We start from the raw sequence: 25,407 nt of genomic DNA, 5'->3' as shown, positions 1-25,407 counted from the left end.
TCAATGACCTCTCGTTGGTCGGAGGTTCAGGCCTGGCACGCTGTAGCGCTTCTCCAGAAGCATTGCCATAAAATGAACGATCAAGGCCAACAGCAAATACAGTACGGTGGCGCAGGTAAATGCGGTGAATGTCTGGAACGTGAATTCATTCATTTGCTGGGCACGGGAAGTGATCTCCAATATTCCGATGGTCAGGGCTACCGAGGTGTTCTTTAATAGCCCCAACATTTCACTGGTCAGAGTGGGTAGCGTTATCCTTAATGCTTGAGGCAGCAGGATATGAACATACATGGCCCGGACAGATAACCCCAACGCGCTGCAGGCACCACGCTGACCAGGGCTCAGGGCTTCGACACCTGCTCGCACTTGCTCGGCCACCCGCGCCGAGGTGTAAAGCCCCAACCCCGCGATTGCGCAAATAACGCCGATCCATGGCGGCGGTAGCTGTTTCAGGGCGTCGCCATAGGCAATCGGGAGCAGTTCCGGGACGATGAAATACCAGAGAAAAACCTGGACGAGCAGAGGGATGTTGCGAAAAATCTGCACGTACAGTTTTCCCGTCAAGCGTATAGCTCGCCAAGGCGCGGTGCGCATGGCACCTATGACGATCCCGACAGGGAAGGCGATTATAGAGGCCAGTATCCATAATAGAAGCGTCCAGCTTAATCCCGATAGCATCCACATCAGATAGGTACTGCCATCTGGGGTAGGTGCAAATAGAATGTCCACTTGTCACCTCCAGGATCAGTTTGTTACGTAGTCTTTGGGGTCGGCGATTACCCCTTTGAGAGCCTCGCTCAGTGGTAATTCAAGATTGTTGTCTCGGGGTGGTATGGGTTGTTCGAACCATTTTTTATAGAGCGCGGCAAACTCTCCGGAGGCCATTTTTTGTTTGATGACATTGTCAATCAATTGCTTGAACTCGCCATCGTCCTTGCGCAGCATCAATCCGTAATATTGCGGTGTTGCATATTCATTGGCGAAGTAGGTGAACTTCACCCCCTTACCCAGGTTTGCCACCAGCCCCGCTTGGAGTATGTTGTCCTCAAAGAATGCAGCCACCCGGCCACTGCGCAACATCAACAGTGATTCCGCCTGATCTTTAGCGTTGACTATGGTCATTCCAAGATTTGCATCTTGGTTGAGTTTCATTCCCGAGGCGAGGCTAAGCGAGCCTTGAGTGATAACTACCGTTTTGCCTTTAAGTTGCTGGGTATTGGTTATCCCGGAAGACTCAAGGGCCAACCAGGTAGTCTCTCCGACAAAAGTCGGAATAGAGAACGCTACCTGCTTTTGGCGATCCAGCGTATTGGTCGTGCTACCGCATTCCAGATCGATGGTGCCATTTTGCAGGAGCGGTATTCTGTTTGCCGGATTGACCGGGATGTATCTTATCTGAAAGTTTGGTAGATCAAGCTGCGACTTGACCTTTTCGGCAACTGCAGTGCAAAGGTCAATCGCCAATCCCACGGGTTTCGCATCGCCTCCCAGATACGAAAAGGGAACTGAAGACTCTCTATAGCCCAGAGTCAGCTTGCCGTCGTTTTTTATTTTTTCCAAGGTCAGACTTTCAGCCTGGGCTTGTGATACCAGACCTAGAAGGGTGAAACCCGTTACAATGGCGATTACTTTTGTACATAGCTGCACGCGCTTCATACCCACCACTCCTTCATCGTTTTTATTAATATTGTATTTTTATCTACTGCTTTATCGCTTGGCGATTTCATCAAGGCTTTCGCGCAAGGCTCGCTCGAGAATTTCAATAGCGCGATCACATTCGCTGTAGCTTACTGTCAGCGGCGGCGCAATGCGCCATACCGATCCTCGTTCAGGGCGGCGGCGAATGTTCATGCTCAAGCCATATTGGAAGCATTTCTGGGTCGTCAGGGCCCCCAACTCGTGGGCGGCTTTGCGCGACTCACGGTCTGTGACAAGTTCGATCCCCAGCAGCAGGCCAAGGCCCCGGACGTCGCCAATGACTTCATAGCGCTCCTGGAGTTCGTTGAATTGCCCGCGCAGGTAGTCACCCATGACGTTGGCTTGGGCGACCATGTTTTCCCGGGTGATGACATCCAGGACTGCGAGGCCTACTTCCGCCGTCAGCGGGTCGGATACATGGCTGGTATAGAAGGTAAAGTGCTTGTCGAACAGCGCGTCTTCGATTTTTGCCGTGGTCGCAACAGCCGCCAGGGGAAGACCGCCGCCGAGGGTTTTCGACATGGTCATGATGTCCGGCACGATGCCGAAGTATTGCGAACCGGTTTTGGTGCCAATCCGGCCAAATGCGGTTTGAGCTTCGTCAAAAATGAGCAACATGCCTCGGTCGTCGGCGGCTTTTCGCAACGCTTGCATGAACGACTTGGGCGGAACCAATACGCCGCCGGCGCTGATCACCGGTTCTACAACAATGGCGGCGCCACGACCGGCGGATTGCATATCGAACATGCGCAGAGCGACATCGAGGTTGGCCAATGCACTTTCTTCGGCGCTCATGCCCGCCAGATAAGGCCGGTAGGAGTTCGGCTCGGGGATCACGAATACGCCAGGAGGGGGGACGCCGTAGCCTTTACGATCACTGGCCATCGACACGGTGCTTGCGCCACCGGTGATGCCGTGCCACGAGCCACCGAGGGCCAATACTTCGTAGCCATCGGTGTACATTTTGGCCATGCGCAGTGCAACTTCCGTTGCTTCCGAGCCGGTATTAACAAAGATAGAGCGTTTGATATCGCCGGGCAGCCAGTCTCGGGCAAGTGTTTGAGCCAGTTCGGCAACAACTTCGGGGATCATGCCGCTGAACATGTGGAAGGCTTTCTTTCCAGCGCGATTGACCGCTTCGACAATGGCAGGGTGGTTATGGCCGATGGTGGCGCACATTTGCCCGGAGGTGAAGTCGAGATACTCACGACCTTTACTGTCGGTAACAATGGTGCCTTTAGCTGAATGGAAAAGCTCCGGGAAAGCATCGCCACCGTAACGAACCATGAACTCTTTGGACGCCTGCAATAGATCGTTTTGCATCTTGAACCCCAACTCGTATATGAATGTGCGCGGATCTACAGGTGTTCACGAGCCGGACCGGCATTGTCAATTGGCTCGCAGTTTGCTTCCTGTTCACTGGATCTTACGAACGTGGGTCATTGCCATGCTAGCTCATATAATTCAGCGCACCCTCAAATGAATTCATCACCTACCACGGCAAAGTTTCGTCTCCCGCCCATGAAGGCCCTGGTTGCATTCGAGGCCGCTTCCAGGCTTGGCAGTTTCGTTCGCGGTGCGGATGAGCTCGCTGTCACGCCTTCGGCGATCAGTCACCAGATTCAGCTCCTGGAGGATTTTCTGGGGGTCCAATTATTTCAGCGCCACGCCGGAAAAGCGGTGCTTACCCAGGCCGGTCGGACTTATGCCGTAGAGATCAAGATGGCCTTTGAACAGATATCCAACGCGACCAATGTGGTCTCGCCTCAATCCCAGGATGGACACTTGGTGGTGGCTGCCAGCCCGAGCTTTGCCGTGAAGTGGTTGCAGCCGAGATTGATCGGTTTTTTGCAATCCTATCCCGATGTGAAGATCAGGCTCTCGACCCTGAGCGAAAACGAAGACTTGCTGACTAACAGGTATGACCTGGTGATTTCCTATGGGCCGCCGCTGGTCACCCATACGGATATCAAACCGTTGTTGACTGAGCGACTACGTCCGTTGTGCAGTCCCGAGTTGGTAAGCCGGCTCGAACTCAAGGCACTAGATGATTTGGCGCGCGCGACGCTCATTCACTCGTCCAACGCGCTTACATGGGGCGCTTACTTCCGACGCATGGGCATGGAGCCTGTCGTGGCGAACAAGGAGCTTTGGCTCGATCGTTCGATGATGGCCATCGAAGCCGCGACAGCCGGGCTCGGGGTGGTGCTGGAAAGTGAGCTATTGGCGGAGGATGAGCTCAGGGAGGGCAGGCTGGTGGCGCCCTTCGAGGATGCGTCATCCTGGGTGGAGGTCACCTCTTATTATTTGGTGAGCGCGTCGGGCTTCAGAAAGTCCGAATCGAGGGAGGCCTTTGTGGAGTGGTTGCAGGACAGCATTTCAAAAGCTTCCCGCGACCCAAGCAAGGAGTGGCGTTAGAAGTCGTTACGACTGATGAGGTTTTGTCTGTCGCGTCACAGAGCGCCGTCCTGGCTTTTCCGCCCTATGTGGGCCTTTTGTCGTCGGTTATTTGCGAAAAGTTCGAGATTTAAAAAAGATTATTTAAATCAGTGCGTTATGTTTTTTTTGTGGCATACTGCGCGCCACACCGAAAGCGAAGGGTGATTAGCTCAGCCGGGAGAGCATCTGCCTTACAAGCAGAGGGTCGGCGGTTCGATCCCGTCATCACCCACCATTCGTTGTCAGTGTTACGCGCAGCGGTAGTTCAGTCGGTTAGAATACCGGCCTGTCACGCCGGGGGTCGCGGGTTCGAGTCCCGTCCGCTGCGCCATATTTGCTTCCACTAAGGCCCACTGAACGCCTGGAAGCCACGGAAATAGCGGCCTTGAGCCGCTTTTTCGCTTTCTGGATTTTACCGGAACCTATCTCCGGCCATGGTTTTTAAGCACACCGCTGGCACAATCTTTTGTGATTTCTTGCGCATCAATTTTTATATTGATTCGCCTACCACTGAGTTGTATTTTTCCCTCTTTGATGTAGAAGGAGGTGCCGATGGCATCTGACAGATGCTGCGATCTTATTGACATAGGTGCCTCAATGCGTCGATGGAGCGCACGTTTCGAAGTTTGAAAACTGAGTGGCTGTCGATAATGGGCAGCATAAGGGCCCGAGAAGCGCACCGATGTATCGGTATCACTATCTGATACATCGGTTAACTGGACTCGACTGCACCACTTCAACGATGGGTTGGCTCCGGCTCAGGCAGAGAAAAAATCAACGTCGTGTCCGGGATCAGTTGACCACTACACATGTCGCAGGAGCTGTCTTCGCGGGTGATGTGTTTTTGCCAAGCATTGTCCATGATCTCCTGCGGATATCCTCGCCAGCCAAGGTTTTGATGCATGGGGGAACCAATGCGAATCTGGCCACCACTCACTTCAATCGTTAAAGCTTGGGAAACTCTGAAAAAGCTTCCCGATTTAGAACCTGTCCGGGCACCAGTCGCCGAGCCTTCCGATGATGAAACAGATGACCTTCGTCGACGCCGAGTACATCGACAAGCGCAAACAGACCTACAAGGAATTGTTCCTGATCGAGATGGATCGGGTGGTACGGTGGAAGGGCTTGATTGCCTTGAGCGAGCCCTACTATCCAAAAGGTGAAGGCGGTTGCCCGGCCTATCCGGAGATGGAAGAAACGCTGTATAAAATGATCATCCTGCGTCAGTTTTCTGGTTTGAGCCTTGAGCGGATCCCGGACAAAACCACCATCTTAATTTCCGGTGCCTGCTGGAAAAACATGAATTGGCAGTCAGGATTCTCGGTGTGATCAATGGTTATCTTGGTGACCTAGGTCTGTCCTTTCCTCAAGGCACTATCTTCGACGCCACACTGATTCATGCGCCCAGTTTGGCCAAGAACAAAAACGGCAAGCGCGACCCGGACATGCATCAGGCCAAGAAAGGCAACCAATATTATTTCGGCGCCAAAGCTCACGTCGGAGCCGACGACGAGTCAGGCCTGGTACACAGTGTAGTGATCACTGCGGCCGACGTTGCGAACGTTACGCAGGTCGACAAACTACTGCATGGCGAGGAAAACGTGGTCCGCGCCGATGCGGGTTATACCGGGTCGAGAGGCGTGAAAAGTAGTGCGCGTGTCATGCAGGAAATGGCTGTTGCGAATCGTCTCGCGGTGTTCGAGAGGGCTGAAAAGCGAAGAGAGTTGAACAAGTTTCAATATACATCTTTTTTGAATAAAGGGCTGACGGCTCGATAGCCGGAAAGCATTCGGCTATTTCAGAGCATCTCTAGGGATTTTCGGAATGGTTTTAATTTAATATATGTTATAGTGATGGAGATTTTATGGTGTTGGGAATTTCAAATTATAAATCTGTTCAATCCGTAATTAATCAGACTCAAGAGCGTGCGAGTACAGAAAATTCTGCTGCGCCACATAGCGTTTCTCATGATGCGCTATCTGGTATGCGGACAGAAAATGTACAGGCGGTGGAACCTGTACACAACATTAAATTGCAAAAAGAAGATATCACGGCTGGTGACATACTTATATTGCTTGATCAGCAGAGTAATACAACAACTAATCATCAGCTAATTAAGGTTGGGCAGAAGTTGGTCGTACTTTCTTTATTGCGAAATAATAAAGGCGATCCTGCACTCGTCCATGCTGTCATGTGGTCGAAAAGATCGAACAACCCTGGACGTACTAGCATCAATAGCTCAGGCGAGTCGGAAATTGTAGAGATGCGGGGCGGCATGCAACTGTCATCAAACTCTGGGCCAATTCGGCAAGGTCTTTATAAAGTTTACTCACCAAAAAATAAAGATTTGGGTGATTGGGCTGCCCAGGTAGGGCAGGCCTGGAGCGCGGATCAAAGCGTTCCGTACTCAAAAACTAAATCTGTACTCAGTGTTTTACGCAACTCAAATTTCGGTGAGAGTGCTTCGAAAGCCAGTCAATCTTATTCAAAAGAAGCATTTGAAAATAGACCTCAGATTAGTGGGGCATTCTGCTCACATTTTATCATAGCGGCTTATCAGGCTGCGGCAAGCCGTATGGGTATTCCTTATAGCGAAGCTCTAAAAGTTGATGCTGAAGCCACCTCGGTGAGAACTTTGGAGCACTTTTTGAAAGCGGATAAACATAACTTTGAGTTCAAGGGTATGCTTAATATAAGTGCCGAAGAAGTTCTGTATTAGAAAATTTGGCGGTCAAGCTCGATCTGCTCATCGAGCACCGGGATGATCTGCTGCACTTGGCCGAAGCACCGGTCGATTTCGGGCGCATCGAGAAAACTCTGTACATCGATGATAAATCCAAGCTTCGTGCCACCCCGATGCAATTAAACCTAGGCGAGGGCCGGGCGACCGCCGTGCTCCACGGTAAGCGAGGCCGAACCAGGGCAGATATTCCCCCCGCTACGCCATATTTGCTTCCATTAAGGCCCACTGAACGCCTGGAAACCATGGAAAATAGCGGCATCGAGCCGCTTTTTTCGTTTTCTGGATTTCACCGAAATCTATCCACGAGCACGGTTTTTAAGTATACCGCTGACACAATTTTTTGTGATTTCTTGCGCATCAATTTTCGTATTGATTCGCCTACCGTTGGACTGTATTTCTCCTCCTTATTGCTGATCACTGACATGAAGTTCGAAGTGAAGAAGAAACTGATGCGAAGTAAGAAATGCGCTATTTCTTGGCCTGCCGGATCCCTTTGAACGAACTGGGCAATTCTGGCGCGACGGCTGTTCCTCAACAAGAGTACGAATGGCTTCGAGAGCAGGCTGTGGTCGATGCGAAGGCGGCCAAGGTATTTGCCTGAGCTTTCTAGCCGTACTGGCGGCCCTGCTTGTGGGGCCACCCTTTCAGGTCTACATGCTGGCGCAAAAAGCTGCTCAAGGCCGAGTTTGCGGGAACCGCGACTATTGTCCTTGTGGTAATCAGCGCGGCGAAGATTTTTCCTTACCGGAATTTGCATCCGTACTCCCACGAAATGCCGTGGGATGCCATGGTATTGATCCCACTTGCCTTCATAGCTACGGTGGGTGGCGCCCGGTGGTGGGTTGCCTATTCTGGAGATCATCGTCCAGATTACGGAGCGCCCATGCAAGGTCCGCTGGCATCACTGAAGGTTCTGGATTTTTCGACATTGCTTCCAGGGCCGTTCGCCTCCTTGCTGCTGGCGGACATGGGCGCCGATGTACTGCGTATCGAATCGCCCAGTCGCCCGGACCTGCTACGGATATTGGCGCCCCATGACCAGGGGATCTCTGCCGCTCATGCCTATCTCAATCGTAACAAGCGCTGCCTGGCCCTGGACTTGAAACAGCCCGAGGCCGTGGCGATCGTGCAGCAACTGGTGCTTGAGCATGACATCCTGCTGGAGCAGTTTCGCCCCGGTGTCATGGACCGCCTGGGCCTGGGTTATGAAACCCTCAAGACCATCAATCCACGCTTGATCTATGTAGCGATCACCGGCTACGGCCAGACCGGACCTTACCGCGACCGCGCCGGGCACGACCTCAATTACCTGGCATTATCGGGACTGGCCAGCTACACCGGGCGTCAGGACGCCGGACCGCTGCCCCTGGCGATGCAGGTGGCGGATGTGGCCGGTGGCTCGCTGCACGGGGTGATCGGCCTGCTGGCGGCGGTGATCGCCCGGCAGCAGACGGGGCTCGGGCAATTTGTCGATGTCAGTATGACCGATTGCGCGTTCAGCCTGAATGCCTTGTCCGGTGCCGGTTTCCTCGCTTGTGGCGTGGAGCCGGAGCGCGAGCGGCAGATGCTCAATGGCGGTAGTTTCTACGACTACTACCGCACCCGCGAGGGCCGTTGGTTCGCCGTGGGCAGCCTGGAGCTAAACTTCATGCGCTCGTTATGTACCGCGTTGGGGCGCCCGGAGTTGATTCACCCAGGTTTGTCGTCGGATCCCGTGCAGCAACGGCAGCTCAAGCAGGCGCTGCAGGTGGAGTTCGAAAAGCATGACTACGACGCGTTATGCGTGTTGTTTGCCGGTACCGATGCCTGTGTCGAGCCGGTTCTCAGCCTGGCTGAAGCTGTCGAGCATCCGCAATTGAAGGCTCGTGAAGTGGTGGTTCAGGTGCCCCGTGGCGAGGGGGGCAGCCAGGCGCAGATAGCCTGTCCGCTGAAATTTTCAGAGGGCCTGCCCGCCCCCCGGCATATCGGCATGGCGCTGGGCGCCCAGGGTGACGAGGTGCTGGCTGAGTTGGGCTACAGCGAGGCGCGCATCGTGGCGCTGCGCAAGGCGGGAATACTCGGCTGAGGCCGAACCTACTCCACCCGCATCTCACCGCTGAACACCAGCGTATGCCGGCAACGCCGGCACAGATAGCGCCGGCCCTGGTTCACCAGTCGATGCCGCTGAGCCGAAAACGGGAAGTCGCTGTCGGCACAAGGGCAGCGGTAGATATAGCGTGTCACATTGCGCCGCTGGACCTCATAGGTATGGCAGCGGTTGGGCGGTAATTCGTAAACCCCCCGCATGATCAGTTGCCACTCCTCGCCGTGGGGCTGGATACGTTCACCGAACAGTTGGTAGGCGATCAGGTGCGCGACTTCGTGAGGTACGGTCTGGCGCAGAAAGTCTTCGTTGTTCTCCCGGTATAGCTGCGGATTGAAGCGCAGCAGGTTTTCCCGCAAGTGCGCAACACCGGCTTTCTGGCCGCGCAGCTTGAGGCTGATGACCGGGCGTTTGAACGGTCGTTTAAAAAAGAATTCGGCTTGTTGGAAACAGTCTTCGACACGGGTGTTGAGGTGCTCGGGCATGCTGTACGTCTCTCCAGAGAGCGTGAGTATGCCGCAAACCCTGGCGATTCCGAATCCGTCAGGCGCCAAATGGTCAGGGTGGAATTAAAGAGGCCGCCTTGCGGCGGCCTGTGTCGGCAGGTTTCTGGTTATTCAGTTGGTGTAGACCGGACCCACTCCCAAGCCCCAGACAATCACGGTAAAGGCCATGATTGCCACCAGTACGACCAGCCCAACGGCCAGTATCGAACTGGAAAACAGGAAGCCTTCATCCGAAGGTATGTTCATGAAAGTCGGCAAACCGACATAGAGCAGGTAGACGGTGTAGCAGATGGCGGCGGTGCCGACGATCATGCCCAGCCACATATGTGGGTACAGCGCCGCCAGGCCGCCAATGAACAGGGGTGTGGCGGTGTAGGTGGCGAATGCCACGCAGCGTGCCAGGCTGGGGTTGGCATCGTAGGTGCGGGCCATCCAGTGAATGAAGGCGCCCATCACCGCCACGCCGCCGAGCATGGCGATATAGGACATGAGGGTCATCCAGATCGCGCTTTCCTGGGTCAGCATGACCGGAGCCCGGTTGCCGATGACCCAGCCGACCTGTGTGGTGCCGATAAAGGCGGAAACCGCGGGGATCGCGGCAAGGATCAAGGTGTGGGTGAGGTACATGTGGCCGATGCTTTCCTCGGCGTCGCCACGGATTTCCCGCCATTCCTGATCAGGGTGGGTGAACAGTCCGAAAACGTGATGGATCATGTCAGTCACTCCTTTTGTTATTACCGTCGCCCCCCAGAGGAGCACCTACCGGCCAATCGGCCAAAGTAATCAGAGGTCTGGATATCTGCGCGACCTTATGTCGCAGTATAGAGAGGGCTGGACTCAATAAATCCGGGGCTTTAGAGCAAATCGCACTGTCGGGCGCGGTTGTAATCGCGTTGTAGCATTTGCATTGGATTTCGGCGGACAAGCTCCACTCCCACAACACGGAGTCTTCGCCCAACGCGGGTTTGTGCGTAAAATAGCCGCCTTTTCGACACACCTCGCGGATTTCAAGGGCTATGGGCACTCTTTCGGTCAATCAGAACAAACTGCAGAAACGCCTTCGCCGGCAGGCGGGGGAGGCGGTCGCCGATTTCAACATGATCGAGGAGGGCGACAAGGTCATGGTCTGCCTGTCGGGCGGCAAGGACAGCTACACCATGCTCGACGTTCTGATGCACCTGCAGAAAGTGGCGCCGATCAAGTTCGACATCGTTGCCGTCAACATGGACCAGAAGCAGCCCGGCTTTCCCGAGCACGTACTGCCCGCCTACCTGAAAGCGCTGGGCGTGGAATACCATATCGTCGAGAAAGACACCTACTCGGTGGTCAAGGAGCTGGTGCCCGAAGGCAAGACCACCTGCTCGCTGTGCTCGCGCCTGCGTCGTGGCACCTTGTACACCTTCGCCGACGAGATCGGTGCGACGAAGATGGCCCTGGGGCATCACCGCGACGATATCGTCGAGACCTTCTTCCTCAACATGTTCTACAACGGCACCCTCAAGGCCATGCCGCCCAAGCTGCGGTCCGATGATGGACGCAACGTGGTAATTCGGCCGCTGGCGTATTGCAGCGAAAAGGACATCCAGGCCTACTCGGACTTTAAACAGTTCCCAATCATTCCGTGCAACCTCTGTGGTTCCCAGGAAAACCTGCAACGTCAGGTGGTCAAGGAGATGTTGCAGGAGTGGGAGCGCAAGACACCAGGCCGCACCGAGAGCATTTTCCGTGGTTTGCAGAACGTCATCCCTTCGCAACTGGCCGACCGCAACCTGTTCGATTTCACCCACCTGCGTATCGACGAAACGGCAGCCTCGCGCTTCGTCAATGTCGTGAATCTCTGAAGTAACCGGCATGCGCGACTACAAATGGCTGCACGAATACTGTCTGAACCGCTTCGGTTCGGCGGCGGCATTGGCGGCCGAGCTGCCCGAGCCGCAGACGGCGACGCAACTGCGCCGGTTCAGTGATGATCGCTACCTGTCGATGATTGCCTTGCGGGTATTCCGTGCCGGTCTCAAGCACAGTGTGGTGGATGCCAAGTGGCCGGTCTTCGAGCAAGTGTTCTTCGGTTTCGATCCTGAGAAAGTGGTGCTGATGGGCGCCGAACACCTGGAGCGACTGATGCAGGATGCACGAATCATCCGTCACCTGGGCAAGCTCAAGAGTGTGCCGCGCAATGCGCAGATGGTGCTGGACGTGGCCAAGGAGAAGGGTAGCTTCGGCAACCTGATCGCCGATTGGCCGGTGACCGAGATCACCGGGCTGTGGAAATACCTGGCCAAGCACGGACAGCAACTGGGTGGGCTGTCGGCTCCGCGTTTGCTGCGGATGGTGGGCAAGGACACCTTTATACCGAGCTATGACGTGGTGGCAGCGCTCAATGCGCAGAAGATCGTCGACAAGGTGCCGACTAGCTTGCGTGACCTGGCAATCGTCCAGGACGCCTTCAACCAGTGGCATGCCGAGAGCGGGCGACCGATGTGCCAGCTTTCGATGATGCTGGCGTTTACCGCCAATCATTGAACATGACCCGTAAGCGTCGCTGAGCCGATTCCGGCGGGCTATGCCGGGTGCTCGGGGGCGGCCCGCTCCGCCGCCTGCGCCACCAGCCACTCCATCAATTCTCGTAACGGCGGTGCCGTCCTGGCCCGCTCCGGATAGACCAGGTAGTACGCCTGCCCGGTGCGCACGCGCAAGTCGAACGGCATAACCAGCCGCCCGGCACTCAGGTCCTCGCCAATCAACGCCCAATCGCCAATCGCCACGCCGGTGCCTTGGGACGCCACGCTCATCGCCAGGTCCAGGGTGTCGAAATGCTGTCCCTTGCCGATATTGCTGACCCGCGCACCCGCTACCTTGAGCCAGGCTTCCCAGTCCCGCTGGTCACGCGTGGGATGCAGGAGCATGTGTTGCTCAAGATCGGCGAAGCTGTTCAAGGGGATCTGGCCATTCATCAGTTGTGGTGAACAAACCGGCGTCAATTGCTCATCGAACAGATGATGGGAGGCCACCGAAGGGCCTGGCGGCGCGCCATAGACCACGGCGGCGTCAAATGCTTCCCGGCGGAAATCCACGGCGTGCTGCACCGTGGTGGTCAGCTCTACAGGCACGTCCGGGCGCTCCTTCTGCCATTGCAACAGGCGTGGCAGCAGCCAGCGCATCATGCAGGTCGGTGCCTTGAGTTGCAGGGCTTCGCGGCGGGCGCCGACCTGGTCCAGCGCCTCGTCGATCAGATTGAACGCCTGCTGGATTCGTGGGAACAGCTCACGACCCTGAGCGGTCAGGCTCAGGCCACGTGCCTGGCGCTGGAACAGCGCATAGCCTAGATGACTTTCCAGCCCGGCGATCTGCCGGCTCACCGCTCCCTGGGTGATGTGCAGCACCTCGGCTGCGCGGGTGAAATTGCAGCACTGGGCGGTGACCAGGAAGGTGTGCAGCGCGGGCAGCGGTGGTGGACGTTTCATAGTAAGGCAGCTCAGGCATGACGGCAGGACATGCCTAGTATGACTATTTTTGCCTTGTGCCGGCCATCGGTCAAACGCTCCAATAACCCTGGCGCCGCGCTTATCGGCAGCATGGCTTATACGAACAAGAAGGGCGAATCTGATGGCGACGTGCGGCGAAGTATTGGTCAAGTTACTGGAAGGCTACGGGGTCGAGCAGGTGTTCGGCATTCCCGGCGTGCATACCGTGGAATTGTATCGTGGCCTGGCGTCGTCGAGCATCGAGCACGTCACGCCGCGCCATGAGCAGGGCGCAGGCTTTATGGCTGACGGTTATGCCCGCACCAGCGGCAAGCCGGGGGTGTGCTTTATCATCACCGGCCCCGGCATGACCAATATCACCACGGCGATGGGCCAGGCCTATGCCGATTCGATCCCGATGCTGGTGATTTCCAGCGTCCAGTCGCGCAATCAACTGGGCGGCGGGCGCGGTAAGCTGCATGAGTTGCCGAACCAGGGCACGCTGGTAGCGGGTGTCACGGCGTTCTCCCACACACTGATGTCGGCAGCCGAATTGCCGGCGGTGTTGGCCCGCGCCTTCGCGTTGTTCCAGGCCGGGCGCCCGCGTCCGGTACACATCGAGATTCCCCTCGATGTGCTGGTGGAGAACGCCGATGCCTTGCTCGATAGCCAGCCGGTGCAGATTAGCCGTGCCGGGGCGGCCCCGGCAGCGGTCGCGCAAATGGCCGAACTACTAGCCAGGGCCCGGCATCCGTTGATCCTCGCCGGTGGCGGCGCCATCGATGCGGCAGCCGCCTTGACCCGGCTGGCGGAACGATTGGAAGCCCCGGTGGCCTTGACCATCAATGCCAAGGGCATGTTGCCGTCGCGCCATCCGCTGTTGATCGGTTCGACTCAATCCATGCTTGCCACCCGTGCCCTGGTGGCGGATGCCGATGTGGTCCTGGCTATCGGCACCGAGTTGGCGGAAACCGATTACGACATCACCTTTGCCGGCGGCTTCGAGATTCCCGGCATCCTGCTGCGTGTCGATATCGACCCGGACCAGACCGTCCGCAACTATCCGCCCAAGGTCGCGTTGGTGTCCGACTCGCGAACGGCGGCCGAGGCGCTGCTTGCGGCTGTCGAAGGCCAGGTCCTGGCTGAACGCCAAGACGATTGGGGGCTGCGACGCGCCGCTGCCTTGCGCGCTGAACTGGACGCTCTCTGGGATGCGCCGACACGTGCCCAGACGCAGTTCCTCAACACCGTTCTCGAGGTGCTGCCGGAAGCGGTGCTGGTGGGCGACTCGACCCAACCGGTGTATACCGGCAACCTGACCCTGAATCCGGAGCACCCACGGCGCTGGTTCAACTCGTCCACCGGCTACGGCACCCTCGGTTATGCCTTGCCCGCCGCCATCGGCGCCTGGTTGGGACGGGCCTCCAAGCGTCATGAGCGCGGCGCCGTGGTTTGCTTGATCGGTGACGGCGGCTTGCAGTTCACCCTGTCGGAACTGGCCAGTGCCGTCGAAGCAGGCACCCCGGTGATCGTCTTGTTGTGGAATAACCAGGGCTACGAAGAGATCAAGAAATACATGGTCAACCGTGCCATCACCCCAGTGGGCGTGGATATCTATACTCCCGACTTTATCGGCGTCGCCAAGGCCCTGGGCTGCGCGGCCGAGGCGGTCAGCGCGGTGGAGCCTCTGCGCATCGCGCTGCAGACCGCCGCCGCGCGTCCGGGACCGACGTTGATTGAAATTGACCAAGGTCTTTGGCTGAAAGGGATGTTGTCGTGATGAATGTGCAAATGCACCTGGACGGCCTCCCTATCGACGGCCAGCGACTCCTTGCGCCAGTTGACCCGTTGAAGGTTTAGAATGTGAGCCGATCAATGGGGTGGAATAGATAGGCATGGCACGTAAAGAGTTTGCACAATTCGAAGCGGTTTCCGCAGCGGTTCGCGGTGAGGCCGGTTACAGCGCAGCTATTGCGGTAAAGGCCCTGGGCGGTTTCGATGCCCCGCGTTTCCACAAAATTCTGCAAGACCAGACGTTCAAGACCGCGCTGGCCGCCGATCAGGCCGCCGAGCAAGCGTTGGCGGGGCTGATCGACGTCGATGCCAAAGGCGAGTTGTCCTGGTAGGCGTTCCCCAGTGCCTAGTGGCCTGTACGGTGAGTTCGTTAGCTCAAGTTCGGATGCCATAAGTCCATGGCCAAGGCGCTGTGACGAGTCATAGCGGGGCTATGGCGAGGAACAGCAACGTAGGCCAGGGATTTAGGGCGCCGAAATTGACTCATAGAACTAACCACACGGGCCACTAGTTCGTCACTTGCGGGCGATACATCTTGAACAGAGCCTGCGGGCTCAACTGGAAATAGTCCGCCGGGCCGCCGCCACGCAGAATCGGCTCGGCGGCGGCGGTGTCGTAGATACCGTCCTTGAGCAGATGCCTGGCGATATAGACGGCAACCACTTCGCCGAGAATCAGCCAACTGGGCACCAATGTCTGGTCGGCACGCTGCAACTGGATGATCTGGGTGACCTTGCATTCGAAGGACACAGGGCTTTCCAGCACCCGTGGCACGCGAATGATCTTCGAGGCAACGGGCGTCAGGCCCGCCAGTTCGAATTCATTGACCGTGGCCGGCACAGCGGCGCAGCTCTGGTTCATCGCTTCGGCCAGCGGGCGGGTGGCGAGGTTCCAGGCAAATTCACCGGTCTGTTCGATATTGTTCAGGCTGTCTTTGCGACCGACGCTGGAGAACCCGATGATCGGCGGGATGTAGTTGAAAGCGTTGAAAAAGCTGTAGGGCGCCAGGTTAAGGTGACCTTCGGTGTCCTGCGACGAAATCCAGCCGATGGGGCGCGGACCGACGATGGCATTGAACGGATCGTGAGGCAGGCCGTGGCCGTTGATGGGTTCGTAATAGTGGATATCGTCGGACATGTTTCGAGGGTTCCGCAGGCTGGGTGAGGCCAACAGTGTGCTTGGCCTTGAGAGCAAATGCGATAGCTCGATGACTGCGACCTTCGTCCGCTCTGCTGGCACGGGCGTCATGGGCTGCATTTTGTTACCCCCAAGAAACGACTAAGCCCGGCCGAAGCCGGGCTGTGAGGTCTGCGCGACCCGTTAGCCGAAGGCAACCGCGCCGTGGGTCCGGTCGTAACCGTCAGCAGCAACCGCATTGGCGCCGTGGGTCCGGTCGTAACCGTCAGCAGCAACCGCATTGGCGCCGTGGGTCCGGTCGTAACCGTCAGCAGCAACCGCATTGGCGCCGTGGGTCCGGTCGTAACCGTCAGCAGCAACCGCATTGGCACCAGGGGTCCGGTCGTAACCATCAGCCGCAACGCTATAGGCACCTGGGGTGTGGCTGTAACCATCGGCGGCAAAGGTGTTGGCGGCCAGTACGGAAAAGGTCAGGGCGAGGATCAATTTGGTTTTCATGGTAGCTGCTCCTATCGGGTAGTTGTTTTGTTCAGTGGGTATGGAGGCTATATTACGCTGATTAATTTGATTGAAAAACGCAAAATAATGCTTAAATCAATCGTATAAATCGATGTATTTGGTGCCGTCAACGAATAACGATCACGTGATGCCCAACGGCGCATGCGTCAGTTGATTTGGCGTGGGGGCAGAATTGAGGCTGGGAATTAACGGTTATTAATTCCCAAATTTCTTTTGTGCAGAAGCGCAGGATATGGAAGCGCCCGCGAAGCAGGGCGGCTTTTTCGCGGGCAAGCCCGCTCCCACGATGGGGAGTGGGGCTTTTCAGTCGTGTCAGTCGGTTTCGATCCGTGAGTGCTTGCGGGTGTCCTTCATGGTGATGTACACCAGCAGCGAAACCGCGATGCAGGCGGTCACGTACCAGTAGTAGCCGGTTTCCAGGCCGATGCTCTTGAACCACAGTGCGATGTATTCAGCGGTGCCGCCAAAGATCGATACCGTCAGTGCATAGGGCAGGCCGACACCCAGGGCACGGATTTCCGTCGGGAACAGCTCGGCCTTCACCACCGCGTTGATCGAGGTATAGCCGCTGACGATGATCAGCGCGGCCATGATCAGGAAAAATGCACCCCACCAGCTCTGGACGGTATGTAGGGTGGTGAGGATCGGCACGGTGCAGAGCGTGCCGAGAATTCCGAAAGCGATCAGGATCGGCCGTCGGCCCACCTTGTCCGACAGCGCGCCGACCACCGGTTGCAGGCACATGAACAGGAACAGCGTTGCCGCCGAGATGGTGGTGGAGTCGGAGATGCTCATGCCGACGGTGTTCACCAGGTACTTCTGCATATAGGTGGTGTAGGTGTAGAAGGCCAGGGTGCCGCCCATGGTCAGGCCGACCACGGTCATTAGCTCCTTGGGATGGCGCATTAGCGTGCGCATCAAGCTTTCTTTCGGTTTTTTGCGCTGCTTGGTGAACGACTCGGTTTCTTCCATGCCGCGACGCAGGTAGAGCGCGACCACCGCACACAATGCACCGATGCCGAATGGAATCCGCCAGCCCCAACTCTGCAACTGTTCGGTGGTCAAGGTCTGTTGCAGTACGATTAGTACCGCCAGGGCGATGAGCTGGCCGGAGATCAGGGTCACATACTGGAAGCTGGAGAAGAAGCCGCGACGTTCCTTGGTCGCCATCTCGCTGAGATAGGTGGCGGAAGTGCCGTATTCGCCACCGACCGATAGGCCCTGCATCAGGCGGGCAACCACCAGCAGGATCGGTGCGCCGACGCCGATGGTTTCATAACCGGGTGTCAGAGCGATGATCAGGGAACCGAAGCACATCAGCAAGACCGAAGCCATTAGTGCCGCCTTGCGCCCCTTGCGGTCGGCATACAGGCCCATCAGCCAACCACCGATCGGGCGCATCAGGAAGCCCACGGCAAAGATGGCTGCGGTGTTGAGCAGTTGTGCCGTGGTGTCGCCTTTGGGGAAGAAGACCTTGGCGAAGTACAGCGAGAAAGCGGCGTAGACATACCAGTCATACCACTCGACCATATTGCCGACCGAACCGCTGAAGATCGATTTCAAACGGCTGGAGGTCGTTCTTTCTTGTGCCGGCGCGGTGGCCGACCCTAGGGGCAAGGTAGAGGAGTTATCCATCAGGGAACCTTCAAGTCATTGTTTTTATGGCATGCGTGAGCGCAGCCTGACAAGGCTATAGCAGGAGCCGTGCCAGGGAACGAAGGCCCGGTCTAGGGGAGCTGATGGGAGTTGATAGGCGGAAATCCGCTTGTTGGCAACCAATCGATAAGCGGAAAATTGCCGATATTTTGGAGTGAGCGGGCTGGTCGGGACGCCGCATTGCCACAAGGGACGCGAGTGTCAGATTTTTTGTGTTCGGGCTGTTAACGGCTTGTCGTCAGGCAGGCCTTCATTTCACCAGGTCGGCCTGATAAATCGATCCCCTCCAATACGGCATCGGTGACCGAGCTGATGAAGTCATGGGAGACGTCTGTTCCGTACTGCTCCGAGAGAAATGCGCAGATCTCGCGCACGGTCATGCTATGGGCATACATGGCAATGATCTTGCCGCCAAAGCCAGTGAAACGACGCTTGTGTTTGGGTATCAGGATCGGAGCGAAGCTGCCGTCGCGGTCTCTGGGAATGTCCTGGCGAAGTGGGCCATTATCGGTAAGCACTGTTTTGCCACTTTTGCCGTTGCGCTGATTACTCGAATCCTCAGGGCGCTCCGCGCCCTGAGGATAGCCAAGGTGATGGCCCAGTTCTGCGCCAAGGGCTCGCTCAATCAGCGCCTTTTTGAACGCCATTGAGGCATCCTGGATGGCTTCGGCGCTCATCGGTCCGTTGACGAACTGATCGATCAGCTCCTTGGGAATAGCTGGAAGGTCTCGCGGGGCCTCACGGGCCGGCTTCTTTTTGGTTGGCATACATGCACCTCTTACTCATGGCATGCCCAAACACAAAGTTTCTGACAGTCTCTAATCGCCTGGCTAAAGATCGTTGCTGAACATTCCTAGCTATTTTGGGGATGGATCTTACAGTAATTCTTTTTCCGCTTTGTTAGCGTTCCTCTCAGTTCATATTTGTCAGGCTAGTTGTTGTGCTTTATGGGCGGTCCTGCCAGCACGCCAAAGCCTGTCCTAGCTGGGTAACTAAAGGAACAACGGATGTTCAACGCTTCCTCACGCCTGATGATCACAGACCTTATATATGATCCTCAAGCCTTCGTCCTCCCGGAGGCCTGAACATGCTCAACCCACCGCGCCCGATCTTCGACCATAGCCGGCACACACTCAGCGTTTACGGCGTTGACGTCTTGCTCGACGTCCTCACCTTTCAGGGCACCGAGGGCCTGAGCCAACCGTTCAACTAATGCGTGGAGTTCACCTGCACCGACTGCGATATCGACGTCGAAAAAATGCTCGGCCGCAGCGCCACTTTCAGTCTTGAGCCGTGAACGTTGATTGAAGGGAAGATGCAGATGGCAACGCCAACAGAATGGCAAGAACACATCGAGCGGACATGTGCCAGCGTCGGCCTGCAACAGGTTAACGTGCTGCTCGACCAAGCCGATTGGAACAACTGCGCTGTACCGGCGCTGAAGATGCTGAGGCCGCAAGTTCCATGGTTTTCATTGTTCAGCGGCACACCGGAGGAAAACCTTCTGGGTCAGGCCCCGTTGTTGATGCGCTTGAACCTGACGCATTGGCAACATAAAGCCTGGCTGGAAGAACTGCTGACCCAGTGCGCCACCGAGGCTCGCTTGCTGGTGGTGATCTCGCCATTGCCCTTCGATACCTTGAGCCAGGCTCTGCAAGCCCTCTCGCAAGTAAAGTGGGGCGCACGGACGGGCCTGTTGCGGTATTACGACCCACGAATCTTTCCTTTGCTGACGTCCGCGATCCTGACGGATAACCAGCGCACCGAATACCTGCAAGCGGTCAACTATTGGGGCTGGCTGGATCGGGACGACCAGCCGCAGTGGCTGCAAGGTAATTGCCAGGGATATCACGCTGAAATCGAAGTTACCCCCTTTTCTGAATTTGAGCGATCAGCAAGGCGAGCTGATTGGTTGTATCGGTGATGCGCAGAAACTGCTGGATGAAGGGGACTTCGATGATTTGGAGGCGACCCGGGAACTGCGTTTCGCCGCCTTATACTCAATTGTCGTACAGGCCCACCAGGAAAATCATTTGGATGATTTGACCGAATACGTGAGGCAAAAATTATGAGCCGCAAACAAGGCGTGTCGAATGGTCAGCGTGTTCGGAATGTAGAAAATTTACTCAAGCAAAAGGTCGATATACTGAAACGATTAGCTTTGATCATGCTGTGCGGTCTTGCAATCAGTAGTGCCGGCTGCGGAACATTAGTTGAGCGGGGCGAATCATCGAAAACCTACCACCGTTCAGGTCATTACTATGTCGGTGTTCAATATGACTGGAGGCTTCTTACATTGGAAGGCGCCGGTGGTTATGACCCCATTCCTACGTACTGCTATCTAATCATCGTATGCCCATTTGCGACTCTGCTCAGCATGCCGGTAGATTTTCTGGTCGATACGGTGATGTTGTATAGCGACCATCAAAATAAACTCAAAGAAGAACAAAAAAACAGCGGATATATTCGAGATGAACACGCTCTCGCTGAGGATAGGCCAGATGAAGCAGCACTAAAAAATTGGGCCTTGATGCAGGGTTCTGTTTGAGTGTGAGTTGCTGGTGATCAAGGGAGTTGAAGATCATGAAAATAATAATGAGAAAGGCGCGGATACAAGGATTGTGGTGCCTATTAGGGTTAATGTTGTTGGGATGTTCTTCTGCGGATAATGAAATGGCCGGGGGGAATCTGCAAGCCGTCAATCATACCGTGCAGGGGATTAACTGGATGTCGGTCAATGGTTATCGGGCTCACGGTGGTGGTGGCAGTGTCTGTTGCATCATCATGCCTACCAAATGGCGCCCTGGCTTGAAAGCTCATGTCGAATGGGAGGTCGATCCCGAGCCCTTTGGTCCAACACCGCCTTTAGGAACCGATGAGTTCCTGGATTTTATGGTTAAGCATAAAGCTAACTATCAACATCATAGTGCTACCGTAGAAATCCCAGAATGGCCAGGAACGGAGTCTTGTGACCTAAAAGTTCATTTTTTGGTTTGTAATAAAGTCAAGGTAACAACTTCATGCTGGGCATTTAATTCAGAGCACTATCCGATTAAAGAACCCTCGCAAATGAAGGAGCCAGCCGTATGCCCAAAGTGAACAATAATTCAAAAACTAAAGCATGGGGGTCACCGCATTTTCCGGAGAGTGGCCGCTTACCTACCAATACATCAATGGTAGCCGCTAACTGCCGGAAGCAGACTTACGAGGAAGATATTTTTCGTCGAGGAACCAACTCTAGAGGTCAAAAGCGATATTTTGAATGCTGCCATAGCCTGTATATCAGCTTGTTTTCTACGATGCCAATGATAACGAGAAGCATGATGTCAAGAACAGTTGGCCAACTAATATCGCTAGGCATGTTTCATGCCTCGAATGGTTTACGCAACCAGAACAATCAGCAAGGAAGTTGCTAGCGATGAAGATGATAATAAGAAAAATCATACAGCAAGGCTTACTTACCTCGTTGGGATTGACATTGTTCGGGTGTTCTTCAGCCGACAACGAAATGGCCGGTGGAAATCTCCAAGCCGTCAATCACACAGTGCATGCTATTAACTGGATGTCGGTCAATGGTTACCGGGCGGACGGAGGGGGCGGCAACGTCTGTTGCATCATCATGCCCGCCAAATGGCGCCCTGGCTTGAAAGCCCATATCGAGTGGGAAGTCGATCCTGAGCCCTTTGGTCCAACGCCGCCTTTAGGAACCGATGAATTCCTGGATTTTATGGTTAAACATAAAGCCAACTACCAACGCCACAGTACTACGGTGGAGATACCAGAGTGGCCAGGAACGAAGCGATGTGGCTTGAAGGTACATTTTTTGGTTTGTAACCAGGTCAGGGTTACGAGTTCGTGTTGGGCGTTTAATTCAGAGCACTACCCGATTAAAGAACCCTCGCAAATAAAGGAACCAGCCGTATGTCCGAAGTGAACAGTAATTCAAAAGCTAAAGCGTGGGGGACACCGCATTTTCCGGAGGGTGGCCGCTTACCTGCCAATACATCAATGGTAGCCGCCAACCACCGAAAGCAAACTTACGAGGAAGACCTTTTTTGTCGAGTGACCGACTCCCGAGGTCAAAAGCGATATTTTGAATGCTGCCATAGCCTGCATATCAGCTTGTTTTCTACGATGCCAATGATAACGAGAAGCATGATGTCAAGAACAGTTGGCCAACTAATATCGCCAGGCATGTTTCATGCTTCGAATGGTTTGCGTGACAAGAATGATCAGCAAGGAAATTTCTAGCGATGCAAATGATAATAAGAAAAATCATACGGCAAGGCTTGCTTGCTTTGTTGGGATTGACATTGTTCGGATGTTCTTCAGCCGATAACGAAATGGCCGGGGGAAATCTGCAAGCCGTCAATCATACCGTGCATGCTATTAACTGGATGTCGGTCAATGGTTATCGGGCCGACGGAGGGGGCGGGAGTTCGTGCTGCATTATCATGCCTACCAAATGGCGCCCTGGCTTGAAAGCCCATATCGAGTGGGAGGTCGACCCAGAGCCATATGCTTATTCAAAATGGCCATCTGATTTTGATGGATACCAAGCCGCTCAACTCAAACACGCAGCTAACTACCAAGACCACAGTACCACCGTGGAGATACCAGAGTGGCCAGGAACGGAGTCTTGTGGCTTGAGTGTGCATTTTCTAACTTGTAATCAGGTCAAGGTCACAACTTCCTGCTGGGGTTATGGTTCACCGAATAATCCAATTAAAGAACCTCTTGATATGAAGGAGCCGACCGTATGTCCGAAGTGAAAAGAGACTCAAAAGATAAAGCATGGGGACCACCCTATTTTCCGAAGGATGGTCGTTTACCTACCAAAGTATCAATGGTAGCCGCTAACTGCCGGAAGCAGACTTACGAGGAAGATATTTTTCGTCGAGGAACCAACTCTAGAGGCCAAAAGCGGTATTCCGAATGCTGCCACAGCCTGCATATCAGCTTATTTTTTGATGGCACTAATAATAACGAGGCCAACGATACCAAAAAAAATCATCCGAGCAATATTGCCAAGTTATTCCATGCATCACTCAGAGGTTCAAAGGCCAAGGGACAAGGTTACTTTTCGTATTACATGCCCGGTGTTGGCACTCCATTTCCAGAAATTGGCGAGCTGGATTACAGCGATAGCGGATTGCAATTTGCCGCTGGTGGCGAGGATCGTATCAATTGGGCATTGGTACAAGTGGCCAGTGCTCTTTCTTTCGCGCTTAACAATAAGAAAGAAATCGATAATGTTGTTGCCAAGGCCAAAGTCGAAGCCATGAGCACCTGGAGGGCACCGCTGATGAGTGCCATGGGCCAGGGTAATCGGCGGCGGACGATGAACGGGTTGCTAGCACCCTTGCAGGCTCGGACGGAATGGGCTCAGCCTCGCGTACTGGGGGTCAAGCTGTTTGTGTATGGTTTCTCCCGAGGAGCAGCCGAAGCTCGCACCTTTGTCACGTGGTTGAGCCAATTGTTCGACACCCCTGTCGGGGCGGAGCTACCCGCTCAAACGCTGATTGGCTTGCCGATCAGCGTCGAGTTTCTCGGGATACTGGATACCGTGGCCTCGGTGGGCATTGCCCATGTGGCGCCTTTTTTCTCCGGGCATATGGATTGGGCCGACGACACCCAGTTGCTGCCGGATGCGCGGCGCTTCCCGAAATTTATCAAGCGCTGCTCGCACTTTGTCGCCGCCTTTGAACAACGCTCCTGCTTCCCCTTGGAATCGATCCGTAACGAGGACGGTCGATACCCGGACAACAGCTATGAAGTGCTGTACCCCGGTGTTCACTCCGATGTTGGCGGTGGCTACCCAAAAAATGACCAGGGCAAGGCCCGTGGCGGCACCCATGAACTGGTGTCGCAGATCGTCCTGCACGATCTGTATGCCGCCGCCTTTGCTGCTGGCGCTCCGTTGCGGGTCCCCGAGGAAGTGTTACCGCGGACGCTGCTTTCTCAGAAGTCATGGCGTGTCATGTCTGAGGCAACTAACACTGATTTCGATGTCGATGTGCTTGTAGTCGAACGCTTCAACGCCTGGCGAAGCAAAACCCTACCGGTAATCACCGCCGATCAGCCCGTCAATTATCCCGCTTGTGAGTACACCCCGCTGCTTCTGGGCACCACGGTGGAAGACGGTATGGCCGATCAATTGGGCTGGATCACCGGCTGGCGCATTGGTCGCTATGCCAATGATGCCAAAACCGATAACGACAGCTACCAGCGCCAGCCGTTCTTTATCGAGGCCACTGAATTCACCGCCGAGAGGAGCAGTCAGGAGAAAAAGAATGACGAGGACTTACGGGCCGCCGTCCTGGCTGTGCGCCTGACCAATCCTCAGCATCCCGGACCGCCGGTGTATGAAGCACAAATCGATCAGACCCAACTGAGCCAGGCTGCCGCTGAATTCAAATCCGATTACACCGGACAAAAGCGCGAGCAGACCAGTTTGCCGGGTGGGTTTCTTGATGTGGTGTTGCGCGACGCGGCCTATCTGCTCAATGCGAACGATGAGCGCAAAGACCACGAAACCCTCAGCGCAGAGGGCAAGCGGCGCAGTGAGCAACTGTTCCGCGACGCCCACGGGACACCCAGTACCGATGCCGAAATGGCCTTGCTGGTGGCGTTGTTCGACGACCATATACACGACTCGCGAGCCTGGTTTATGCACGACAAACTGAAGTCGAGGGAGTTGTGGGCCGGTTATTTCTTTTACCGCATGATCTATTTCGGGAATGCCAACAGCCGCGATCTGTCGCCGGTGGTGGTGGCCGGGCGTCTATTGGGCGTGGCGATGATTGCCGGGGCCACGGCGTATGGCATCAGGCGCGGTAAAGTGCTGGGAGGGGTTGGTGGACTGGCGGCGGGCATTGGCGCGGCGACCATCGGCTATCAGGTGATCGATAAGGTCACTGGCAAGGTGGTGCCCTTCCTGCCTGACGCCGAGCAGTTGCTAAAGCCTACTGGCCATATCGGCCAGGTGGTGGTCGAGCAGAAACGCCAGATCGCGTTGGACGACTATAGGCAGCGCATCGAGCAGACCAGTGCCATGTTACGCAAGGAAGGCACCCTGGTCGAACAGGTCAAGGCGGTGCTGCCATGATGCCCCTGGTTCGTCTCGGTGATCCGTTGTGGCCCTTTGGTGGTGAGGTTTTGGCGGGACACTACGAAGCTTTCGGTAAGCCGGTGGCCTGTGTGGATGATCCGGTGCGCTGCAACCTACATGGCCTGACGCATATTATCGAGGGTGCCTCGGGATCAACCATAGATGGCAAGCCGGTGGCGCTGGACGGCCATCGTTGCGCCTGTGGTTGCCAGTTGGTCAGCACCCTGGCGGCCACTTCGATGATGGTCGCGCCATGA

The 25,407-nt window shown here is 55.6% G+C and carries 26 protein-coding genes, 2 tRNA genes and 3 pseudogenes; 20 read left to right on the top strand and 11 right to left on the bottom strand.

Annotated elements, in window-relative coordinates; translation table 11 throughout:
- Genes BMX68_RS03870 through BMX68_RS03860 form a run of 3 tightly spaced genes read right to left on the bottom strand, consistent with a single transcriptional unit; the run spans window position 1 to window position 3,021 of the window.
- Window positions 1–729: an amino acid ABC transporter permease gene (locus BMX68_RS03870; RefSeq protein WP_017130929.1), complete on the bottom strand. Its 729-nt coding sequence runs from the start codon at window positions 727–729 to the stop codon at window positions 1–3.
- Between the two features lie 15 nt (window positions 730–744).
- Window positions 745–1,656, bottom strand: coding sequence for an amino acid ABC transporter substrate-binding protein (locus BMX68_RS03865; RefSeq protein WP_017130928.1), 912 nt, complete (start codon window positions 1,654–1,656; stop codon window positions 745–747).
- A gap of 51 nt (window positions 1,657–1,707) precedes the next feature.
- On the bottom strand, window positions 1,708–3,021 hold the full coding sequence (locus BMX68_RS03860; RefSeq protein ID WP_017130927.1) for an aspartate aminotransferase family protein: 1,314 nt from the start codon (window positions 3,019–3,021) through the stop codon (window positions 1,708–1,710).
- A gap of 198 nt (window positions 3,022–3,219) precedes the next feature.
- Between BMX68_RS03860 and BMX68_RS03855 the strand changes: the two genes are divergently transcribed.
- The 3 genes from BMX68_RS03855 (at window position 3,220) to BMX68_RS03845 (ending at window position 4,468) form a co-directional block, all read left to right on the top strand.
- Window positions 3,220–4,116 carry a LysR substrate-binding domain-containing protein gene (locus BMX68_RS03855; RefSeq protein ID WP_017130926.1) on the top strand — a complete coding sequence of 299 codons (897 nt, stop codon included), beginning with the start codon at window positions 3,220–3,222 and terminating at the stop codon, window positions 4,114–4,116.
- A gap of 180 nt (window positions 4,117–4,296) precedes the next feature.
- A tRNA-Val gene (locus tag BMX68_RS03850) sits at window positions 4,297–4,372 on the top strand.
- 19 nt (window positions 4,373–4,391) lie between these two features.
- A tRNA-Asp gene (locus BMX68_RS03845) sits at window positions 4,392–4,468 on the top strand.
- Between the two features lie 405 nt (window positions 4,469–4,873).
- Here the strand turns inward: BMX68_RS03845 and BMX68_RS26705 are convergent.
- A complete protein-coding gene (locus BMX68_RS26705) occupies window positions 4,874–5,041 on the bottom strand; it encodes a hypothetical protein (RefSeq protein ID WP_156430103.1) in 168 nt (55 codons plus the stop codon).
- Window positions 5,042–5,157: 116 nt separating this feature from the next.
- On the opposite strand from BMX68_RS26705, the pseudogene BMX68_RS03840 reads away from it, so the two are divergent.
- From BMX68_RS03840 to BMX68_RS03825, 4 genes and pseudogenes are all read left to right on the top strand, one after another.
- Window positions 5,158–5,870 (top strand): annotated as a pseudogene (locus BMX68_RS03840) (IS5 family transposase); the annotation flags it as partial.
- A 131-nt stretch (window positions 5,871–6,001) separates the two neighbouring features.
- Window positions 6,002–6,856, top strand: a complete 855-nt coding sequence (locus tag BMX68_RS26245; RefSeq protein ID WP_244159637.1) for a hypothetical protein — start codon at window positions 6,002–6,004, stop codon at window positions 6,854–6,856.
- Between the two features lie 5 nt (window positions 6,857–6,861).
- Window positions 6,862–7,377, top strand: coding sequence for a hypothetical protein (locus BMX68_RS26700; protein WP_060782869.1), 516 nt, complete (start codon window positions 6,862–6,864; stop codon window positions 7,375–7,377).
- Window positions 7,378–7,763: 386 nt separating this feature from the next.
- Window positions 7,764–8,945, top strand: coding sequence for a CaiB/BaiF CoA transferase family protein (locus BMX68_RS03825; RefSeq protein WP_017130922.1), 1,182 nt, complete (start codon window positions 7,764–7,766; stop codon window positions 8,943–8,945).
- An 8-nt stretch (window positions 8,946–8,953) separates the two neighbouring features.
- On the opposite strand, the gene BMX68_RS03820 is transcribed toward BMX68_RS03825, so the two are convergent.
- Window positions 8,954–9,448, bottom strand: a complete 495-nt coding sequence (locus BMX68_RS03820; RefSeq protein WP_017130921.1) for a SprT family zinc-dependent metalloprotease — start codon at window positions 9,446–9,448, stop codon at window positions 8,954–8,956.
- Window positions 9,449–9,580: 132 nt separating this feature from the next.
- Window positions 9,581–10,183 (bottom strand): Yip1 family protein, encoded by a 603-nt coding sequence (locus BMX68_RS03815; RefSeq protein WP_017130920.1) that lies wholly within the window; start codon window positions 10,181–10,183, stop codon window positions 9,581–9,583.
- A gap of 302 nt (window positions 10,184–10,485) precedes the next feature.
- Here BMX68_RS03815 and ttcA point away from each other — a divergent pair, with 302 nt between their 5' ends.
- A complete protein-coding gene (gene ttcA / locus BMX68_RS03810) occupies window positions 10,486–11,310 on the top strand; it encodes a tRNA 2-thiocytidine(32) synthetase TtcA (protein WP_017130919.1) in 825 nt (274 codons plus the stop codon).
- Between the two features lie 10 nt (window positions 11,311–11,320).
- A complete protein-coding gene (locus BMX68_RS03805) occupies window positions 11,321–11,992 on the top strand; it encodes a DNA-3-methyladenine glycosylase I (RefSeq protein ID WP_017130918.1) in 672 nt (223 codons plus the stop codon).
- A 38-nt stretch (window positions 11,993–12,030) separates the two neighbouring features.
- On the opposite strand, the gene BMX68_RS03800 is transcribed toward BMX68_RS03805, so the two are convergent.
- On the bottom strand, window positions 12,031–12,933 hold the full coding sequence (locus BMX68_RS03800; protein WP_017130917.1) for a LysR substrate-binding domain-containing protein: 903 nt from the start codon (window positions 12,931–12,933) through the stop codon (window positions 12,031–12,033).
- 142 nt (window positions 12,934–13,075) lie between these two features.
- On the opposite strand from BMX68_RS03800, the gene BMX68_RS03795 reads away from it, so the two are divergent.
- Complete coding sequence (locus tag BMX68_RS03795) at window positions 13,076–14,713, top strand: 5-guanidino-2-oxopentanoate decarboxylase (protein WP_017130916.1); 1,638 nt, start codon at window positions 13,076–13,078, stop codon at window positions 14,711–14,713.
- A gap of 115 nt (window positions 14,714–14,828) precedes the next feature.
- Complete coding sequence (locus BMX68_RS03790; RefSeq protein ID WP_017130915.1) at window positions 14,829–15,059, top strand: hypothetical protein; 231 nt, start codon at window positions 14,829–14,831, stop codon at window positions 15,057–15,059.
- A gap of 175 nt (window positions 15,060–15,234) precedes the next feature.
- On the opposite strand, the gene BMX68_RS03785 is transcribed toward BMX68_RS03790, so the two are convergent.
- The 4 genes and pseudogenes from BMX68_RS03785 to BMX68_RS03770 form a co-directional block, all read right to left on the bottom strand.
- Window positions 15,235–15,864, bottom strand: a complete 630-nt coding sequence (locus BMX68_RS03785; RefSeq protein ID WP_017130914.1) for a flavin reductase family protein — start codon at window positions 15,862–15,864, stop codon at window positions 15,235–15,237.
- A 183-nt stretch (window positions 15,865–16,047) separates the two neighbouring features.
- Window positions 16,048–16,362, bottom strand: a complete 315-nt coding sequence (locus BMX68_RS03780) for a hypothetical protein (protein ID WP_074861886.1) — start codon at window positions 16,360–16,362, stop codon at window positions 16,048–16,050.
- A 333-nt stretch (window positions 16,363–16,695) separates the two neighbouring features.
- Complete coding sequence (locus tag BMX68_RS03775; RefSeq protein WP_026013061.1) at window positions 16,696–18,018, bottom strand: MFS transporter; 1,323 nt, start codon at window positions 18,016–18,018, stop codon at window positions 16,696–16,698.
- 299 nt (window positions 18,019–18,317) lie between these two features.
- Window positions 18,318–18,806 (bottom strand): annotated as a pseudogene (locus tag BMX68_RS03770) (transposase); the annotation flags it as partial.
- A 320-nt stretch (window positions 18,807–19,126) separates the two neighbouring features.
- On the opposite strand from BMX68_RS03770, the gene BMX68_RS26240 reads away from it, so the two are divergent.
- The 9 genes and pseudogenes from BMX68_RS26240 to BMX68_RS03730 all read left to right on the top strand — a co-directional run bounded on the left by BMX68_RS26240 (window position 19,127) and on the right by BMX68_RS03730 (window position 25,407).
- Complete coding sequence (locus tag BMX68_RS26240) at window positions 19,127–19,252, top strand: hypothetical protein (protein WP_256218758.1); 126 nt, start codon at window positions 19,127–19,129, stop codon at window positions 19,250–19,252.
- Between the two features lie 102 nt (window positions 19,253–19,354).
- Window positions 19,355–20,111 (top strand): annotated as a pseudogene (tla1, locus tag BMX68_RS03765) (toxin Tle1 chaperone Tla1).
- Window positions 20,108–20,587 (top strand): YceK/YidQ family lipoprotein, encoded by a 480-nt coding sequence (locus BMX68_RS03760; protein WP_017130908.1) that lies wholly within the window; start codon window positions 20,108–20,110, stop codon window positions 20,585–20,587. Before tla1 ends, BMX68_RS03760 begins: the two are co-directional and overlap by 4 nt.
- A 35-nt stretch (window positions 20,588–20,622) precedes the next feature.
- Window positions 20,623–21,138 (top strand): Tli1a family immunity protein, encoded by a 516-nt coding sequence (gene tli1a / locus BMX68_RS03755; RefSeq protein WP_074861883.1) that lies wholly within the window; start codon window positions 20,623–20,625, stop codon window positions 21,136–21,138.
- A 319-nt stretch (window positions 21,139–21,457) separates the two neighbouring features.
- A complete protein-coding gene (tli1a, locus tag BMX68_RS03750) occupies window positions 21,458–21,973 on the top strand; it encodes a Tli1a family immunity protein (protein WP_074861881.1) in 516 nt (171 codons plus the stop codon).
- Window positions 21,961–22,290 (top strand): hypothetical protein, encoded by a 330-nt coding sequence (locus BMX68_RS03745; protein WP_256218757.1) that lies wholly within the window; start codon window positions 21,961–21,963, stop codon window positions 22,288–22,290. Before tli1a (BMX68_RS03750) ends, BMX68_RS03745 begins: the two co-directional genes overlap by 13 nt.
- A gap of 2 nt (window positions 22,291–22,292) precedes the next feature.
- On the top strand, window positions 22,293–22,811 hold the full coding sequence (gene tli1a, locus BMX68_RS03740; protein WP_074861879.1) for a Tli1a family immunity protein: 519 nt from the start codon (window positions 22,293–22,295) through the stop codon (window positions 22,809–22,811).
- A complete protein-coding gene (locus tag BMX68_RS03735) occupies window positions 22,799–25,147 on the top strand; it encodes a T6SS phospholipase effector Tle1-like catalytic domain-containing protein (protein WP_074861876.1) in 2,349 nt (782 codons plus the stop codon). The genes tli1a (BMX68_RS03740) and BMX68_RS03735 overlap by 13 nt, the downstream gene beginning before the upstream one ends.
- Window positions 25,144–25,407, top strand: coding sequence for a PAAR domain-containing protein (locus BMX68_RS03730; RefSeq protein WP_017130905.1), 264 nt, complete (start codon window positions 25,144–25,146; stop codon window positions 25,405–25,407). Before BMX68_RS03735 ends, BMX68_RS03730 begins: the two co-directional genes overlap by 4 nt.

This window comes from Pseudomonas agarici (assembly GCF_900109755.1).
GTDB classification, from domain to species: Bacteria; Pseudomonadota; Gammaproteobacteria; order Pseudomonadales; family Pseudomonadaceae; genus Aquipseudomonas; species Aquipseudomonas agarici.
This window is presented reverse-complemented; position numbering and strand designations above follow the sequence as displayed.